At 70.7% G+C, this 15818-nt stretch carries 19 protein-coding genes and 2 pseudogenes; 5 read left to right on the forward strand and 16 right to left on the reverse strand.

The window, feature by feature from the left end; translation table 11 throughout:
- Positions 1 to 8 precede the first annotated feature (8 nt).
- Positions 9 to 467 (reverse strand): ATP-binding protein, encoded by a 459-nt coding sequence (locus tag ACWC21_RS30035; RefSeq protein ID WP_450886279.1) that lies wholly within the window; start codon positions 465 to 467, stop codon positions 9 to 11.
- A 155-nt stretch (positions 468 to 622) separates the two neighbouring features.
- On the opposite strand from ACWC21_RS30035, the gene ACWC21_RS30040 reads away from it, so the two are divergent.
- Positions 623 to 1450 (forward strand): helix-turn-helix domain-containing protein, encoded by an 828-nt coding sequence (locus tag ACWC21_RS30040; RefSeq protein WP_450886281.1) that lies wholly within the window; start codon positions 623 to 625, stop codon positions 1448 to 1450.
- Positions 1447 to 1653, forward strand: a complete 207-nt coding sequence (locus tag ACWC21_RS30045) for a DUF397 domain-containing protein (RefSeq protein WP_450886283.1) — start codon at positions 1447 to 1449, stop codon at positions 1651 to 1653. Before ACWC21_RS30040 ends, ACWC21_RS30045 begins: the two co-directional genes overlap by 4 nt.
- A 3-nt stretch (positions 1654 to 1656) precedes the next feature.
- On the opposite strand, the gene ACWC21_RS30050 is transcribed toward ACWC21_RS30045, so the two are convergent.
- Positions 1657 to 2025, reverse strand: coding sequence for a bleomycin resistance protein (locus ACWC21_RS30050; protein WP_450886285.1), 369 nt, complete (start codon positions 2023 to 2025; stop codon positions 1657 to 1659).
- Between the two features lie 43 nt (positions 2026 to 2068).
- On the reverse strand, positions 2069 to 2548 hold the full coding sequence (locus tag ACWC21_RS30055) for an HIT family protein (RefSeq protein ID WP_450886287.1): 480 nt from the start codon (positions 2546 to 2548) through the stop codon (positions 2069 to 2071).
- Between the two features lie 106 nt (positions 2549 to 2654).
- Here ACWC21_RS30055 and ACWC21_RS30060 point away from each other — a divergent pair, with 106 nt between their 5' ends.
- Complete coding sequence (locus ACWC21_RS30060) at positions 2655 to 3242, forward strand: histidine phosphatase family protein (protein WP_450886289.1); 588 nt, start codon at positions 2655 to 2657, stop codon at positions 3240 to 3242.
- Between the two features lie 96 nt (positions 3243 to 3338).
- Here the strand turns inward: ACWC21_RS30060 and ACWC21_RS30065 are convergent.
- The 4 genes and pseudogenes from ACWC21_RS30065 to ACWC21_RS30080 all read right to left on the reverse strand — a co-directional run.
- Positions 3339 to 3426 (reverse strand): annotated as a pseudogene (locus ACWC21_RS30065) (Rid family hydrolase); the annotation flags it as partial.
- Between the two features lie 815 nt (positions 3427 to 4241).
- A complete protein-coding gene (uppS, locus tag ACWC21_RS30070; RefSeq protein WP_450886291.1) occupies positions 4242 to 6074 on the reverse strand; it encodes a polyprenyl diphosphate synthase in 1833 nt (610 codons plus the stop codon).
- Between the two features lie 80 nt (positions 6075 to 6154).
- The gene (locus tag ACWC21_RS30075) at positions 6155 to 6997 is read right to left on the reverse strand and encodes an ABC transporter permease (protein WP_450886292.1); all 843 of its coding nucleotides are present in this window, start codon (positions 6995 to 6997) and stop codon (positions 6155 to 6157) included.
- Positions 6994 to 7596: an ABC transporter ATP-binding protein gene (locus ACWC21_RS30080; protein WP_450886294.1), complete on the reverse strand. Its 603-nt coding sequence runs from the start codon at positions 7594 to 7596 to the stop codon at positions 6994 to 6996. Before ACWC21_RS30080 ends, ACWC21_RS30075 begins: the two co-directional genes overlap by 4 nt.
- Positions 7597 to 7854: 258 nt before the next feature.
- Here ACWC21_RS30080 and ACWC21_RS30085 point away from each other — a divergent pair, with 258 nt between their 5' ends.
- A complete protein-coding gene (locus ACWC21_RS30085; protein ID WP_450886295.1) occupies positions 7855 to 8481 on the forward strand; it encodes a hypothetical protein in 627 nt (208 codons plus the stop codon).
- Positions 8482 to 8533: 52 nt separating this feature from the next.
- Entirely contained in the window at positions 8534 to 8956 is a 423-nt protein-coding gene (locus ACWC21_RS30090) for an acyl-CoA thioesterase (protein WP_450886297.1), read from the forward strand.
- 22 nt (positions 8957 to 8978) lie between these two features.
- Here the strand turns inward: ACWC21_RS30090 and ACWC21_RS30095 are convergent.
- The 9 genes and pseudogenes from ACWC21_RS30095 to ACWC21_RS30135 form a co-directional block, all read right to left on the reverse strand.
- Positions 8979 to 9154: pseudogene (locus tag ACWC21_RS30095) on the reverse strand (winged helix-turn-helix transcriptional regulator); the annotation flags it as partial.
- A gap of 6 nt (positions 9155 to 9160) precedes the next feature.
- Complete coding sequence (locus ACWC21_RS30100; RefSeq protein ID WP_450886298.1) at positions 9161 to 10540, reverse strand: 8-oxoguanine deaminase; 1380 nt, start codon at positions 10538 to 10540, stop codon at positions 9161 to 9163.
- Between the two features lie 11 nt (positions 10541 to 10551).
- Positions 10552 to 11454 carry a factor-independent urate hydroxylase gene (gene pucL, locus ACWC21_RS30105; RefSeq protein WP_450886300.1) on the reverse strand — a complete coding sequence of 301 codons (903 nt, stop codon included), beginning with the start codon at positions 11452 to 11454 and terminating at the stop codon, positions 10552 to 10554.
- A gap of 4 nt (positions 11455 to 11458) precedes the next feature.
- Positions 11459 to 11821, reverse strand: a complete 363-nt coding sequence (gene uraH / locus ACWC21_RS30110; RefSeq protein WP_450886301.1) for a hydroxyisourate hydrolase — start codon at positions 11819 to 11821, stop codon at positions 11459 to 11461.
- 4 nt (positions 11822 to 11825) lie between these two features.
- Positions 11826 to 12338, reverse strand: coding sequence for a 2-oxo-4-hydroxy-4-carboxy-5-ureidoimidazoline decarboxylase (gene uraD, locus ACWC21_RS30115; RefSeq protein WP_450886302.1), 513 nt, complete (start codon positions 12336 to 12338; stop codon positions 11826 to 11828).
- Positions 12339 to 12453: 115 nt separating this feature from the next.
- The gene (locus tag ACWC21_RS30120; protein ID WP_450886304.1) at positions 12454 to 12807 is read right to left on the reverse strand and encodes a helix-turn-helix domain-containing protein; all 354 of its coding nucleotides are present in this window, start codon (positions 12805 to 12807) and stop codon (positions 12454 to 12456) included.
- Positions 12804 to 13073, reverse strand: a complete 270-nt coding sequence (locus ACWC21_RS30125; RefSeq protein WP_450886306.1) for a thiamine-binding protein — start codon at positions 13071 to 13073, stop codon at positions 12804 to 12806. Before ACWC21_RS30125 ends, ACWC21_RS30120 begins: the two co-directional genes overlap by 4 nt.
- Positions 13074 to 13301: 228 nt before the next feature.
- Positions 13302 to 13991: a response regulator gene (locus tag ACWC21_RS30130; RefSeq protein WP_450886308.1), complete on the reverse strand. Its 690-nt coding sequence runs from the start codon at positions 13989 to 13991 to the stop codon at positions 13302 to 13304.
- Positions 13988 to 15670, reverse strand: coding sequence for an ATP-binding protein (locus tag ACWC21_RS30135; RefSeq protein ID WP_450886310.1), 1683 nt, complete (start codon positions 15668 to 15670; stop codon positions 13988 to 13990). Before ACWC21_RS30135 ends, ACWC21_RS30130 begins: the two co-directional genes overlap by 4 nt.
- Between the last annotated feature and the right edge of the window lie 148 nt (positions 15671 to 15818).

Below are 15818 nucleotides of genomic sequence, written 5' to 3' on the forward strand. Positions count from 1 at the left end.
GCCGGCGCTCACCCCAGGGCGACCTCGCACCAGACCGTCTTGGTGTACGGGTCCCGGCAGGTCGTGCCCCAGTGGGTGGACAGCGCCTCGACGAGGAGGAGGCCCCGGCCGGACTCTCCTTCAGGTGAGACCGGCGGGAGACCGCCGGGGGCGGGTGGGAGTCGGTCGGCGCGGGCGTCGGTCACTTCGATACGGAGCGTGGGGCCTTGCGCGTAGAGGGTCAGACGCAGGCGGAAGTCCCGGCCCGGCAGCCGGCCGTACAGCACCGCGTTGGTGGCGAGTTCGGCCACGAGCAGTGTCGCCGTGCGGTTGGCCTCGGAGCTGTAGGGCCGGCCCCACCTGTCGAGTTGCTCGGCCGTGAGGTGGCGGGCGAGACGTGCGCCCTTGGGGGTGGCCGAGAGCCGGATGGTGAAGTGGTCCGTGGGGGCGGTGGGTTCATCCGTCGTGGTGGCGGTATCGGCATTCATGTCACCCAGCGTGGTCGGCTGTATCTACTCTGAACAGCAACGACGACAGTACGCAGCGTCACTGTCCGGTCGCTGTCCGGGCCTGTCCGGAGGGTGACGCGTGACGCCGCGGGCCGGTGGGGCGTTGGTTACCGGCGGCACGTGGAGGTGGGCGCATGGAGTCACACGGCGGCGAGGACGAGGAGTCGGCGGCCGTACTGCGGACGGTCGGCAAGGTCGTCAAGATGTGCCGGGAGCGGAAGGCACTCACCCAGGCCGAGTTGGGCACGGCCATCGGGTACAGCGAGGAGCAGGTGTCCTCGGTCGAGCGGGGGCGCCGGGCGCCGAGGGCGCAGTTCCTGGAGGCGGCCGACCGGGTGCTGGACGCGGACGGGATGATCGCCGGGCTGAAGAAGGACGTGGAGGAGGCCCGGTACCCGAAGAAGGTTCGGGACCTGGCGAAGTTGGAGGGGGAGGCGGTTGAGATCTGCGCCTACGACAACTCCGTCGTCAACGGCCTCCTGCAGACGGAGGAGTATCTGAGGGCCGTGTTCGGCTCACGACGGCCCGCCTTCTCCGAAGAGGAGGTGGAGCAGCTTGTCGCTGCGCGACTGGCGCGGCAGACGATCATCGACGGAAAGCAGATGATCCCTGCTTTCAGCTTCGTGCATGATGAGGCTGCCCTACGGAGGCGGGTCGGGGGCAGAATGGTGTTGCGCCGACAGCTCGAACGGCTGTTGGACATCGGGCAAAAGCGGAACGTGGAGATCCAGGTGCTCCCCATGGATCGCGAGGACAACGCCGGTCTCGGCGGACCTTTCCACCTGCTGCGGCTCAAGGAGGGCACCACGGTGGGGCACAACGAGGTACAGCGGACCAGCCGGCTGATCTCTGAAGTCAAGGAGGTCCAGATCCTGGAGCTGCGCTACGGAGTCATCCGAGCCCAAGCCCTTCCGCCGCGAGAGTCCCTGGCCTTCATCGAGAAAGTCCTTGGAGAGACATGAGCGTGAAGCCCTCGGCCGGTCACGGCTCCGAGTTGGAATGGTTCAAGAGCAGCTACAGCACCGACGACGGGCCCGCATGCGTCGAGGTCGCAACCGCCCCCGGCACCATCCACGTACGGGACTCGAAGCACAAGCAGGGCCCCCAGCTGACGTTCGGAACACGAGGGTGGGCCGCCTTCGTCTCGTACGCCACCGATCACTGACCCTCAGCCTGCCAGTGGTGACCCCACGCGGTGCGCCGTGCCGTCGGCGTCCACGTACGCGAACTCGCGGATGCCGTAAGGCGTGTCCGTCGGCTCGACGAAGCGGCCCTCGACGCCGGAGGTCCTCCACTCCCGGTAGACGGCGTCGGCGTCACTCACGTAGAGGTAGATGACCGCTCCCGTGCGGTGCGGGTCGTGCTCCGGCCACTCCGAGAGGTGGACCGACACCGAGCCCCGCTCGGCGAAGCCGTATCGATCGGGACCCTCGTAGGCGTGCGCCGTGAAGCCCAGACGGCGGTACCGATCAAGAGCGGCATCAAGGTTCCGGACCGGGACGACGGGGGCGACGCTGCTGAAGACGACTTCTGGCATCCGGCCAGTCTCGCAGGCGGACGCCCCCGAACGCAGCGGCGCATCAGGCCCCGTGGGCGCGCCGGTCCAGTTCCTCGCCGATGGCCGTACGCAGTGTGTCGTGGCGGGGGCCGAGCCGGTGGCGCTCGTCGCTCCACGTCCCGCGCGGGTACAGCCACACCGGAAGTCCGACCAGGTCGGCCGGCTCCCAGTCGTAACGCGGCCACACGTGCGCGTGCAGGAAGTCGTCGGTGTTGCCTAGGATCTCCAGGTTCACCCGCCGGAAGGCGGGGTCCAGTCGTCGGCAGGCCCGCTCGACGGCCTCGCCGAGGCGGTCCATGTCGGCCAGGAAGTCCAGGCGCCGGTGCCTGGGCAGGTCCGACAGGCGCCGCACCGCCGGGTCGTCCGCCAGCAGCACCGTGTACCCGGGCAGGAACTGGACGTCGCCGATCACGGCAAAGCCCGCGTCCAGGCGCCGCAGCACCGTGGGGTTCTCTCCGCGCAGGGCGCTGCCGATCCGGTCGTCACGCCAGTCGTCGCTCACGACCTGCGACTTTACCCAGTTGCGGCAGCCGTCTGGCCCAGTCGGTCCTGCGGGTCGCGGGTGGCCTGTGGCACCGTGCTGACAGGCGAGCGGGAAGGGCGCGGACGTGGGTGATCTCTTTCTCGTCCGGCACGGGGAGACCGAGTGGTCGCGGTCCGGGCGGCACACCGGGTGGACGGACGTGCCCCTGACCGAGCAGGGGCGGGAGGAGAGCCGGCGGCTGGCGCCGTTGGTGCGGGAGCAGCGGATCGGGGTGGCGTTCGTCAGTCCGTCGCGGCGGGCGCGGGAGACTGCCGAACTCATCGGGGTGGATGACGCCCGCGTCGATGCCGATCTGCGGGAGTGGGACTACGGCGGCTACGAGGGTGTGACCACCCCGGAGATCCAGCGCACCCGGCCCGGCTGGTTCCTGTTCACCGACGGGGTCGCGCCGGGGCCGCCCGAGCATCCCGGTGAGACCCCGGAGCAGGTCGGGGAGCGCGCCGATCGGATGCTGGCCAAGGTGGACGCCGCCGACGCGGACGTACTGCTCGTGGCGCACGGCCACTTCCTGCGGGTGCTCACCGCCCGCCGGCTGGGGCTGCCACCTCAGGACGGGGCGCTGTTCCAACTGGCCACAGGGACGCTAGGCCGGCTGAGCACGGAGCACGGGCGGCCGGTGATCGCGGGTTGGAACATCCGGCCGGAGGCGTAAGGCGTTCAAGTCCCCGGGGCGGACCCAGCGGGTCCGCCCGCGCAGCTACCGGGCCCGCGATCCTTGAGATCCCACACCGGGGCTCGGCGCGTTCGTTCGCGTGCACCCAGTAGCCGTCGATCACGGCACGGGCGTAGCCGATCCGTTCCCCAAAGGTCGAGCCGCTGAGGACCGCGTGTCGCTCGTCATGGGCCGACGCAAAAGCGCTTCAATGCGCACGGTGGAATTCCCCCTCATGCAATTGTCGATATGCTAGGGACGCAGATTTCCCTACTCGGAGCGTCGCCGGTGAACCTCACGACGGAGCGCCTCGAACTCTGCCCCCGGAACACCTCCGCACCAGCCCGGGATCGGTCCCCCGGGTGCCGAATCCCGGACGTTCGCGAATGCTTCCATGAATGCGGTCAGGAACGTCAGCATCGGAATCCGGGCCGCTGTCAAGGCGTTGCCGCGGACCGGCATCCATGGCGGGTCAGCCGGCGTGATCCAATTCGGAAGGCGCAGCTCGTGTACGGCGATGGAGGCATGGTCGGGGCCTGATCTGCCGAAGTCGAGGAACACCCCTCCCGGCTCGTCACCCCACAGGACCGTAGCCACGGCAGCGCCGGAGGCGATATGCGCTACCGCCCGCACGAGGTCGGCGAAGAAGTCGTCCTCGATGTCTGTAGCCCGGTGGACGGCGGACTCTCCGCCTACGCTCAGTGTCAGGCGACACCATCCGTACCTGAAAGTGAATGACGCTTCAAACTGGTCGGTTGAACCAGAGAACACTGACACCTCCGTCAGGAGAACCTGCGAGTCGACTCCAGATCAACGGTCGCACGCACCAGCATCCTGGAACCCGGCTTGCCTCGGTCCACGGGGCGCGGACCTGTGTGTCCGCCCCACACCACGGACCGTTCGGCTCGCACAGTCGGCGCACTCGCCCTTCGTGCTGCTGCCCCGCAGAGTCGGTCCGCCACTGGGACCAGATCATCGGCCTGTGCAGCGCAGCAGGGTTCACACCGCGGGTGGTGCAGCACGCGGTGGCGTGGCAGCCCGTGTGCACCCTCGTGGAAGCGGCCCCGCGCCCGTCCCGGTGGCTGAAGCCGACATCGGCCCCGCTGTTCCGTACCGGCGCTGGCGGTTGCCGTATTCGGTGATGGCCCGCCACAGGTCCCGCCGGTCGACGTCCGGCCAGTAGTCGGACGTGAAGTGGAGTTCGGCGTAGGCGGCTTGCCAGGGAAGGAAGTTGGAGGTGCGCTGCTCGCCTCCGGTGCGCCAGAGCAGGTCGACGCTCGGCAGGTCGGGGTGGGGCAGGTGGCGTGCGACGTCGTCCTCGCCGATGAGGTCGGGGTCCAGGTCGCCGGCCCGCACCGCTCGGGCGAGGGCCGCGGCGGCGCGGGTGAGTTCGTCCCGGCCTCCGTAGTTGAAGCACAGGGTGCAGGTCAGGCCGGTACGAGTGCGGGTGGTGGCCTCCTTGTGCCGCAGGGCCTCGACGAGGTCTGCCGGCAGTTTCTCGGGGTGACCGGACCAGCGCAGGCACACGTCCAGGTCACGGAAGGGGTCGTCGTCCAACTCCTTCTGCAGGGCGTTCAGGAGGCCCGTGACCTCGTCCGTGTCGCGTCTCCAGTTCTCCGTGGAGAACGCGTACACGGTCAGGTGGGACAGGCCGATCTCCAGAGCGCCGTGGACGATGTCGTGCAGGACGGCGACGCCGGCCCGATGGCCTTCGGAGCGGGGCAGGCCACGGTGTTCGGCCCAGCGGCCGTTGCCGTCCATGATGATCGCGACGTGGGTCGGCATGGCTTCGACACTGATCTGCGGGGGCCGGCAGCCGCTGGGGTGGCCGGGCGGCTGCCGGAAGGTCGTCGCGCCAGGAACCGGGGGCGCCGTGGGGCGGGATCCGGTCGCCTTGGGCCGTCGTGGGGTGGGGGGAACGGTGACCGGGGTCAGGCTCCAGGCCAGGGCCGACCGGATGCGCGCGGCGACGAGGATGCGTGCACGCGTCGCGGGCGAGGGTCGCGCCTGGGAGCGGAGCAGGGCCGGCCCTGCCGTGTCGACGGCGTCGAGCTGGGCGAGCAGCAGATCGGCCAGTGTCTTGACCAGGGTGGCGGGTCCCGGGTGCATTCCGTGGGTCAGGCCGGGCTGGGTCACCCAGCGGCGGGCGATGCCGGTCAGTTCGGTGACCAGCGCCGCCGCGGTCTCGGTCCACCGGCGGTGCCGCAGGTCGTCCTCGGCCCCGGGGAACCGCTCCGTGAACTCGCGAGGAAGCAGGAGCCCGCCCTCGTCCAGGTCGGCCGCCAGGTCGGCGAGGGTTTCGACGAGACGGGCGCCGTCGAGGAACAACTCGTAACTCCCCTGCCGGTCCAGCCGGAAGGCCACCGGCACGCCTGCCCGGCCGAGGAGACTTCGCACCAGGTCGAACGTGGGCAGGACATGACCGCGGCTCCAGGCCCGCCACTGGTCCCAGTCGTCGAAGTGCCGGCGGTGGGCGTCGTCGAGGGACACGAGCATCCCGTCCCGGAGAGCGGACAGGTCCAGGTTCCAGCGGGTGGCGGTGTCCACCAGGGTGAGACGAACCGGGTCGGTGCTCGTGCCGGAGACCAGATCGGCCTCCAGCGCCGCGATCCAGTCCTCGGCCCGGGCGGTCCGTTCGGCTGCCGACGCATCCCGGTCGTCGATCAGATCGTCGATCGCGGACAACGCGGCCCAGAGGGCTGCGCCGGCCGGCCGCAGCGCGGATGGCAGCATGCGGATGAGAGCGTACGTCTCGGGATCCTGCCTGCGTGCCCTGCGACGGCACAGGCGGTAGGCGGCCCGCAGGTCGGTGTCCGTGCGGTCTTCGGACACGGTTTCACGGATTCGGGGCATGTCTGAGGGACTCCAGCTGAAGGCACGTACCGGGCGGCGAGGACGGGTGCTGCGCAGCGTCAACTTGCCGCCTTGGTGCCGGTGTCGGCCGCTGGCTCTCCGTCGGCTCGGCGTGGTCCCGGAAAGTGCGGCCGGGTCGCCGGGAGCAGCGCGTTGCGGGTGCGGCGGCGGAAGGCGAGGAGGGCGACGAGACCGGCTCCGGCGAACCAGCTGAGCTGGGCGGCGACGTGGCCGGGCACGTCCGCGGCGGAGAAACCGGCGGCGGTGCTGGCCTGCATGGCGCCGTAGGAGGGCAGGTACCGGGTGACGGGGCTCTCGCTCCCCGAGCTGGTGATCGGGTTCTGCAGGCCGAGGTCGATGATGCTCGTCATCAGGATGGCGAACATTCCCTCGACCTCCCGGTGCATCACGGCGCCGAAGCCGACGCCGAGGACGCCGTAGGTCAGGGCGGCGCCGAACAGGGCGACGGCGAGCAGGACGGGCTGGCGTGGTGTCCAGATCAGGCAGGTGACGGCGGTGGCGTAGGCGGACACGGCGGCGGCGGCCATGGCAAGGGCGGCGACCTTGGCCAGGACGAGATGGGCGCGGGGATAGCCGGCCATGGCCAGGCGGCGGTCGAAGTCGTGACCGGAGAACGTCGCGGCGAACATCATGAACCCGGTGATCAGGGTGACGGCGTTGAGCGCACCGCTGATCTCGGTGATCTCGTTGCCTCGCGGAGCGAGCAGCTCTCCGGTGGCCCGCAGCCGCATCCGGGCCGGGGTGTCGGGCATGACCAGGTACGCCAGCAGCGTCCACAGCGGGATGAACACGGCGACCAGCACCATCGCGAACCGGTTGCGCACATGCTCGGTCACCGCGTACCGCGTCGCGGTGGCGAACAGCCTCAGGTGTCTGCTCATGCCGCGCCCTCCGCGGGCCGGAGCGTCCCGTCCTTCAGCCGCCACAGCTCGTCCAGCCGTTCGGCGTCGTAGGCGAGGTGTGAGACGACGAGGACCGAGCACCCGGCATCGCGCAGCCGGGCGGCGAGTTCCCAGAACCGCTGGTAGGTGTCCCAGTCGAAACCCTGGTAGGGCTCGTCCAGCAGCAGCACCTGCGGGTGGTGCATGAGGGCCAGGGTCAGGTTCAGCTTCTGCCGTGTCCCGCCGCTGAGCACCCCGGCGCGCACGTCGGCGTACTCGGCGAATCCCAGGACGTCCATCGCCTCCTCGGCGTGGCCCAGGTCGGCCAGGCCGAACGCGGTCTTGAAGAACTCCAGGTGCTGCCGGACGGTGAAGGCGTCGTTGAGGACGGCGTGCTGCGGGCAGTACCCGAAGCGGCCGCTGTGCCGGACGCTGCCGCGACGGGGGCGCAGCTCCCCGGAGAGGATCCTGAGCAGGGTCGACTTGCCCGCACCGTTCTCGCCGACGATTCCGACCAGCGCGCCGTGCGGCAGGTCGAAGTCGACCCCGCGCAGCACCGTGCGCCGGCGATAGGAGTGATGCACGTCCCTGACCTTCACGCGGTCGCCCCGCTCAAAGCCCCTCCAGGCAGGTCGGCTGTGGCCAACCGGCACCGCCCCGATAGCACCAACAGGGCCGCGCGGTACGCGAATTGCTGCGCCGCACTGGGGCGACGCACCGACCGTACAGCCGTGGAACGGACGATACGGGTGCCGGCGGGTCAATCCCCCCGATCGGGTGACCGCAGAGCCCTGCCGCTGTTGTCAGCGCCCGGTCGTAGGCTTCGAAGTGGGCCGACCATCGGGGAGGAGCACGCCGTGAGCCGTTCACCGACCGTCGCACAGCGGCGGGTGATCGATGCCGCCGACCCCGTCACCGGGCGGCTCAAGGGGACGGAGGCGCAGCTCGCTGCCCTGGTCGCGCGGGGGCTGGCCTTCCGGCATCCGCGGCCGCCGCACGACCACTTCCTGACGCCGGCCGGGCACCGGATACGGGAGGCGGTGCCGGAGGAGAGCGGCGAGCCGGTGGCGCAGCCTGCGGGTGGTGGGGTTTTCGCGGCCCGCGTCGGAGGGGACGACGAGGAGGCCGCAGGGCCGTCCCGTACGCGCGAGGTGCACAGCGCGTGGCAGGGGCTCGTCGAGCTGCGCCGGATGACCAACCCGGACGGTGCCACGGACCGGCCGTGCTCCTGGGAGCGTACGCATCTGGTGCGGGCCGCCGCGCTCGCCCTGGAGGCGGCCGGGCACCGGCCGGCGGGCCGGGACAGCGACGGCTACCGGGTGCGCGGGACCCCGCAGCCGGAGGCGGTCGCCGTGTACGCGCCGGACGAGGAGGCGCTGCGCGCCTGCGCGGCCACTCTGGAGCGGGCGGGCTGGCAGGCCGGGGAGTACACGGAGCCCAGGACGAGGGTCCGGTATCTGCTGGCATCGCCACGACGGACGTGACCCGCATGCCAAGATCAGTCGACCGGAAATCCGAACGCGAGAAGGGAAAGCAGTGGCCGAACCGTTTTCCGTCCGTGTGACCGTCCGCGGCTACGAGACCGACGTACAGGGTCACCTCAACCAGGCGGTGTACCTCAACTACGCGGAGCACGCCCGCTGGACGCTGCTGCAGGCTGCCGGAATCAGCCAGGCCCGGCTGATCGGCCGTGGTGTGGGTCCGGTGGCGCTGGAGACCACCCTGCGCTACCGCAGAGAACTGCTCGCCGGTGACGAGGTCGACGTGACGTGCGAGTTCGAGTGGACCGGCGGCAAGACCTTCCGGGTCCGGCAGGAGATACGCAAGACCGACGGCACGGTGGCCGCCGAGGTCGTCGGGGTCGGTGGACTGCTGGACCTCAAGGAGCGCAAGCTGGTCACGGACCCGCGGGAGATCTTCAAGGAACTGGCCGCGGACCTGAGCCTGTTCGGCCTCTAGGGACACCGATACCCCGCACCGCCTACGCGTCGAGCAGCTCCGGTTGGTGCTCGGCGTCGTAGGTCGCCCGCGACTCGGCGATGTACACCCGGTTGTGCTCGGCCCAGTCGGTCGGCCCCTGCAGCGTCTCGTGCGGCTCCCGTGCGACCGGCGTCGGTCGTACTCCGCCTTCGGCGGCACCGTCGGATGCACGGTGCGTCACCATCAGCCCCCGGCGGCGATCCGCGCCAGCCGCCGGGCCTCCTGACGTGTGGAGCGGGCGATCGCGTCCTCGTCCACGGTGAGCAGACGGCCGTTCTCGACGATCTGGCGGCCGTTCACGAACGACGCGGTGACCGGGGCGGCGGCGCCGAGGACCAGTGCGGTCACGGGGTCGGCGATCGAGGCGTGGGCAAGGGTGTCGAGCCGCCACAGCACCAGGTCGGCGAGTTTGCCCGGCTCCAGGGACCCGGTCTCGACGGCCCGGCCGAGCACCTGGGCGCCGCCGTACGTGCCGAGGCGCAGCGCCTGCCGGGCGGTCAGGGCGGCCTCGCGGTGCGGGCCGAGGCGGTTGACGAGGAGGGCGTTACGCAGTTCGGTGTGCAGCTCGCCGGACTCGTTGGAGGCGGTGCCGTCCACACCGAGACCGACCGGGACACCGGCCGCGAGCATGTCCGGGACCCGGGCGATACCGGCGGCGAGGCGGGCGTTGGAGGAGGGGCAGTGGGCTACCCCGGTGCCGGTGCGGGCGAAGGCGGCGATGTCGGAGTCGTTCATATGGACGCAGTGCGCCATCCACACGTCCTCGCCGAGCCAGCCGGTGGACTCGAGGTAGTCGGTGGGGCCCATGCCGAACCGTTCGTGACAGAACCTCTCCTCCTCGACGGTCTCCGAGCCGTGGGTGTGCAGCCGTACGCCGAGGCGGCGGGCCAGTTCGGCGCCCTCCTTCAGCAGTTCGGTGGAGACGGAGAAGGGCGAGCACGGGGCGACGGCGACCTGGGTCATCGCGTCGGAGGAGGCGTCGTGGTGCTGCCTGACGGTCTCCTCCGTCGCGGTGAGGGCACCTTCCAGGGTCTCGACGGCGAAGTCCGGGGGCAGGCCACCGTCCTTCTCGCCGAGGTCCATGGAGCCGCGGGCGAGGGTGAGGCGGACGCCCGTCTCACGGGCGGCGCGGATGATCGCGCCGGACAGGTCGCCGGAGTCCTTCGGGAAGACGTAGTGGTGGTCCATGGCGGTGGTGACACCGCCGCGGGCCATCATCGCCAGTGAGCCCTGGGCCGCGGCGTACACCATCGGCTCGTCGATGCGCGCCCACGTCGGGTACAGCGCGACCAGCCAGTCGAAGAGGTTGTGGTCCGTGGCCAGGCCCCGGGTGATCCACTGGTAGAAGTGGTGGTGGGTGTTGACCAGGCCGGGGGTGACCAGGTGCCCGGTGGCGTCGATGCGGCGTGTGACGTCCTGCAGGCCCTCGGGGGCCCGGCCCGCACCGAGCGACTCGATGCGGTTGCCGGCGAGGACGAGGTGTCCCTCGGCGTACTCGGTGTCCTGGGCGTCGACGGTCGCGATCGCGGCGTTCTCGATGACGACGCGCTGGGCTGCTGCCATGGTCAGGTCCTTCAGAGGTTCGTGAGGTCCGTCGGGATCTTCGCCGCGCAGCCGTCCCTGAGGACGGTGGCCTCGATCAGCCCGTAGGGGCGGTCGGCGGCGAAGTACACCGCTCCGTCGGCGGTGTCGTTCTCCAGACCGAACGGCGCGAGGTCGACGAGGAAGTGGTGCTTGTTCGGCAGCGAGAAGCGGACCTCGTCGATCTCGGCCCGGTTGTCGATGATGCGCGCGGCCATGGCGTAGAGGGTCTGCTGCAGCGAGAGGGAGTAGGTCTCGGCGAAGGCCCGGAGCAGGTGCTGCCTGGTCTGCTCGTAGGACTCGTCCCAGTCGGGCGCCTGCTGCTCGTCGTCGGTCCAGTGGTACCGCCAGCGGCCGGACACCTCGGTGGCGAGGACGCGGTCGTGCGCCTCGGGAAGCGTCGTGTACTTGTCCTTCACGAAACCCCAGAACTCGGAGTCGGTGGAGTTCAGCACGGTCAGGTCCTTCAGCCCGGAGACCACCTCCCACGCCGCGCCGTCGTAGGTGATCTGCGTCAGCCGGGTCTCCTGGCCGCTGCGGACGAAGGAGTGCGCGCCCTTCCCGGAGTGCTCGATGCGCTCCCAGGCGTACTCCTCGATGCGGATGCGCGCGCGGTGGATGGGGTCCTGCGAGGTGACGAAGTGGCGGGCGAGATGGATGCCGAACTGCTCGGCGGACTCGATGCCGTGCTCCTTGGCGAACGCGTACACCGTGTTCTTGGTGGTGTCGGTCGGCAGGACGTTGGCGTTCGAGCCGGAGTAGTGGACCGCGTCCATGTCGCCGCTCAGCGACACCGAGACGTTGAGGTCCTTGATGTGGTGGGTGGCGCCGTCCCGCGTGATCCTCACGACCCGGTTCTCGGCCTTGCCGTACTGGTTCTGTCCCAGGAAGGGCATCGGGCTAGCTCCCTCGGTACACGGAGTAACCGAACGGGTTGAGCAGCAGCGGTACGTGGTAGTGCTCGCCGGCCCGCACGGCGAAGGTGACGACCACCTCCGGAAAGAACACCGCCTGCCCGCCGTCGGACTTCTTCTCCAGGTACGGTTCCACGGCGAAGTCGAGCCGTACGTGGCTGGTCCCCTCCGGCGGCGCCGGAAGGTCCTTGCACCTCCCGTCCGCGTCGGTCACGGACCCCCCGAGCGCCTGCCACCGCGCGTCGCGGTCCGCGCGGGCGGCGAGGTGGACGGCGACGCCCGCGGCGGGGCGGCCGGCGGAGGTGTCCAGGATGTGCGTGGACACGGAGGCCGTGGTGCTGGTGCTCATGGGATCAGAAGTCCCCTTCGACGAGTCGGGCCAGTCGGATGCGGTTGATCCTGCCCAGTTCGGCGCGGACGATCTCCCGCTCCTGCTCCGGCGAGTTGCCGATCCGCTCCTTGACCGCGTCCCGCATCTGCTCGCCGGTCCGGCCGGTGGCGCAGATGAGGAAGACGTGGCCGAACCTGTCCTGGTAGGCCAGGTTCAGTTCGAGCATCTCCGCCTTCAGCTCCTTCGCGGCGTCCTCCATGCCGCTCTGTTCCCCGGCTGAGACCGGATCGCCCGGCTTCGGACGGCCGATCGGCGGATGCCCGGCCATCGCCTCCTCCAGGTCCGCGGCGGTCAGCCCGGCCGTGGCGGCGTCGCCGGCGGCATAGAGGTCCTCGGCCCTGGCGTAGGGGCGGGCCGCGAGCAGTGTCGTGGCCCATGCGGTGGCGGCGCACACCTCGTGGAGGGCGGCGAAGGCGGCGTGCTCCTCCAGGGCGTTGAACCGGGCCAGGCCCGGGGGCATGGAAGTGGAAGTCACCGGGGCCTCCGTGGCAGCGAGGGGCCTACGTGCGGAACGGGCTGTCGACAGCTAACGCCCCCCGCAGTCATCGCGTCAACAGTTTGTTGAAAATTCGGGGTTACGAGGCCGCCGCTCAGTGGCGGTTGAGGTAGTTGTAGACCGTGAAGCGGCTCACCCCGAGCGCGCTCGCGACGGTCTCCACGCCGTGCCGCACCGAGAAGGCGCCGCGCGCCTCGAGTGTCCGTACGACCTCCTGCTTGGCCTTGCGGTCGAGGTCGGCCAGCGGCCTGCCCTGCTTGCGCTCCATGGCGGCCAGGATGTGGTCGAGGGAGTCGGCCAGCTGGGGCAGGCGTACGGCGACGACGTCGACGCCCTCCCAGGCGAGCACCACGTCGTCGGGGCCGGCCTCGTCCGGTGGCAGCAGTTCCCCGCCCATCGCGTCGACCAGCGGCTTCACGGCCGTGATGAACGGCTCGTCCCCGCTCACGTGGCGCTCTTCCCGATCACGTCACGCTCTCCGATCACGTTGACCTGGAGCGAGATCCGGGTGGCGCCGGCCTCCATGGTCCTGCGCAGCAGCGTGTCCACGGCCGCGAGGACGGCGTCCGCGCCCCCTTCCACCGTGTTGCCGAAGGGACCGACGTCCACGGCGTCCAGCTCGGCCGTCTCGACGACCTCCCGGGCCACCAGCGCGTGCGCGGGTGTCTCGTCCAGGTCGAAGGGCTCGGTGGTGAACTCCACTCTCAATCGCACAGTACCCCCAAGAGGCTTCTGAACCGCACTTTTACCCGGATCGTCCACCGAGGGGACAGGTCGGGGACACAGCGACCGACTGCGCCGCGGTCGCCGTCTGCCGCGGGCCGACCCATCGCATGCGACGGAGCCGCTTCGTCCGCCACGAGGCGACCCTAGCCCACCAGAGCGACGGGCAGCGGTGCGCGTAGATTCGGTGCTGGCCTGCGCTCGGTGGAACCTGCCCGGTCACTGCGCGATGCGGTAGAGGTGCTCGGGGCGACCGGTGGCCCCGTAGCGAAGTTCGAGGCGGACCATGCCCTCCTTGACCAGGTAGGAGAGGTAACGCTGAGCAGTGGCGCGGGAGACTCCGGTGCGTCGGGCGGCCTCCGCGGCCGACAGAGCGTCGTGCGCGGTGCGCAGGGTCTGGTGCAGCAGGGCGAGTGTCGGCGCGGAGTGGCCCTTGGCGGGGACGCGGGGCACGGCCGGCGGTCGGGCGGCGCTGAACAGGGCGTCCACGTCGGCCTGTTCGGTCTCGGGGACCGTGCCCAGGGCATCCATGCGGTGCTGGAGCTCCCGGTAGGCGGTGAGCCGCTCGGCGAGGTCGGGCGCGCCGAAGGGCTTGACCAGGTACCCGACGGCGCCGAGTTTCATCGCGATCCGTACCGAGGTGATGTCCCGGTCGGCGGTGATCATGATGGCGTCGGGGCGGTCTCCACCCACGTCGCCGCTGAGCCGGCGCAGCACCTCCAGTCCGCTGCCGTCCGGCAGGAAGATGTCGAGCAGCAACAGGTCGGGGTGGAGGACGCGCACCGCGTCCAGCGCCTCGGCCACGGTCGTCGCCTGGCCGGCCACCTTGAAGCCCCGGACGCGCGACACGTAGTCGCAGTGGATGCGGCTCACCCGGAAGTCGTCCTCCACCACGAGGGTCCGGATCACCAGCGATCACCTCCTGCCACGCCGTCCAGCACGGGTGGGGCCGTCGTGAAGAGGGCGCCCTGCGAACCGGGCGCGGTATCGGGGACCGGCAGCAGCACGGTGAAGACGGCACCGGGCCCTTCGCTGACGGTGATGGTGCCGCCGTGCCGCTGCACCAGCCGGTGGACGAGGGCAAGGCCGAGGCCGCGCCGGGCGGTGCCGCGGTCCGGACGGGTCGACCAGCCGTCCTCGAAGATCGACTCGGCGGTGCCCGTCGGGATGCCCGGACCGGTGTCGGACACCTCCACCCGCACCGCGTCGACGGCTTCGATCAGCGACAGGCAGACCTTCGCGCCATCCGAGGGCGCCGGTCCGGTCGCGGACGCCTCGATCGCGTTGTCCAGCAGGTTGCCGACGATGGTCAGCAGTCGGCGCAGATGCGGCGGGTCCTCGCCGAGGGCGGAGTCCTCGCTGAGGACGATCCGCACCCCGCGTTCCGCGGCCACCGTGATCTTGGCGACGATCAGTCCCACGAGCAGCGGGTTGCCGATCCGTTCCCGTACGGATTCGGTCAGCGCCTGCTCGGCGCCGGCCGTCTCGACGGCGAACTCGTAGGCGGCGTCGAGGTCGCCGATGTCCAGCAGCCCGGCCACCGTGTGCATCCGGTTGGTGAACTCGTGCTGCTGTGCGCGCAGCGCATCCGTCAGCCCGCGCACCGAGTCCAGTTCGCGCAGCAGCCCGATCATCTCGGTGCGGTCGCGCACGGTGACCACAGCACCCAGCTCCCGTCCGTGCAGGGCGACCGGCATCCGGTTGACGACCAGACAGTGGTCGTCGGTGAGCACGCTGATGTCGCTGCCCGCCAGGGTGCCGTCCAGGGCGCGGCGGAGCCGTCCGTCGGGCAGTACCTGAGCCAGCGTGCTGCCGAGCGCGGTACCGAGGCCGAGCAGTGCGCGGGCCTCGTCGTTGACCAGCGTGATCCTGCCGTCGGGGTCGAAGGCGACGACTCCCTCGCGGATGCCGTGCAGCATCGCCTCCCGATCCTGCAGCAGCCCGGCGATCTCCTCCAGCTCCAGTCCGAACGTCGTCCGCTTGAGCCGTTTGGCCAGCAGGAACGCGGCCGTCGAGCCGAGCGCGACGGCCATGGCGCTGTACAGGCCGAAGGTGGGCAGTTCACGCCACAGCTCGCCCAGCACATAGTGCTCGGGGATCCCCGCGGACACCTCGCCGACCAGCGTGCCGGTGGGCCCGTACAGCGGAGCCTTGCCGTTCGCGGAGCGTCCGGTCGCGCCCTGGTCGGTGCCGACGTGCGTCCTGCCGTCCAGCACTGCGATCCGGTCACCCGTCGGCTCGCCGACCAGCGCCGGGTCGGGGTGGGAGTGACGGACGCCGCGCAGGTCGAGCACCACCACGTACGACGCGCCCGACGCCTTGCGGATCCGCTCGGCGACCTGCTGCACCACGTCACCCCCGCCGCCGTACGTCATGGCCTGCCGGATCTGCGGTTCGGCGGCCGTGGTCCGCGCGATGTCCAGCGCCCGCTGCTCGTAGGCACGGTCGATCTCGCCCCGCTGCGCGACAGCGAACAGCACGAACCCGATCAGTCCGGTCAGCGCCAGGATGACCAGCTGGTTCGCGAGGATCCGCGCGGAGAGCCTCCCCTTCCCGCCGCGGCCGATCGGGATACGGATGGGTTTCACAGGTGTCTCTCGCCTGTCGTACGGCTGCCGGGCACGGCTCCTGCGCCGTACCCGTGGTGGCGTGATTGTGCCCCTGCCATCGGCCGTCTGCCCACCCCCGGTCCGCTGAGCAGAACGAGCAGAACCCTGTCTAACACGGCTAACGCGG

The sequence above is a fragment of the Streptomyces sp. NPDC001348 genome (assembly GCF_053597535.1).

Coding starts and splice junctions, on each gene's coding strand:
- ACWC21_RS30075 (WP_450886292.1), bottom strand. CDS start 6,997: ATGAGCAGACACCTGAGGCTGTTCGCCACCGCGACGCGGTACGCGGTG.
- ACWC21_RS30050 (WP_450886285.1), bottom strand. CDS start 2,025: ATGCCAGAAGTCGTCTTCAGCAGCGTCGCCCCCGTCGTCCCGGTCCGG.
- uraH (WP_450886301.1), bottom strand. CDS start 11,821: ATGAGCACCAGCACCACGGCCTCCGTGTCCACGCACATCCTGGACACC.
- ACWC21_RS30040 (WP_450886281.1), top strand. CDS start 623: ATGGAGTCACACGGCGGCGAGGACGAGGAGTCGGCGGCCGTACTGCGG.
- ACWC21_RS30045 (WP_450886283.1), top strand. CDS start 1,447: ATGAGCGTGAAGCCCTCGGCCGGTCACGGCTCCGAGTTGGAATGGTTC.
- ACWC21_RS30035 (WP_450886279.1), bottom strand. CDS start 467: ATGAATGCCGATACCGCCACCACGACGGATGAACCCACCGCCCCCACG.
- pucL (WP_450886300.1), bottom strand. CDS start 11,454: ATGCCCTTCCTGGGACAGAACCAGTACGGCAAGGCCGAGAACCGGGTC.
- ACWC21_RS30100 (WP_450886298.1), bottom strand. CDS start 10,540: ATGGCAGCAGCCCAGCGCGTCGTCATCGAGAACGCCGCGATCGCGACC.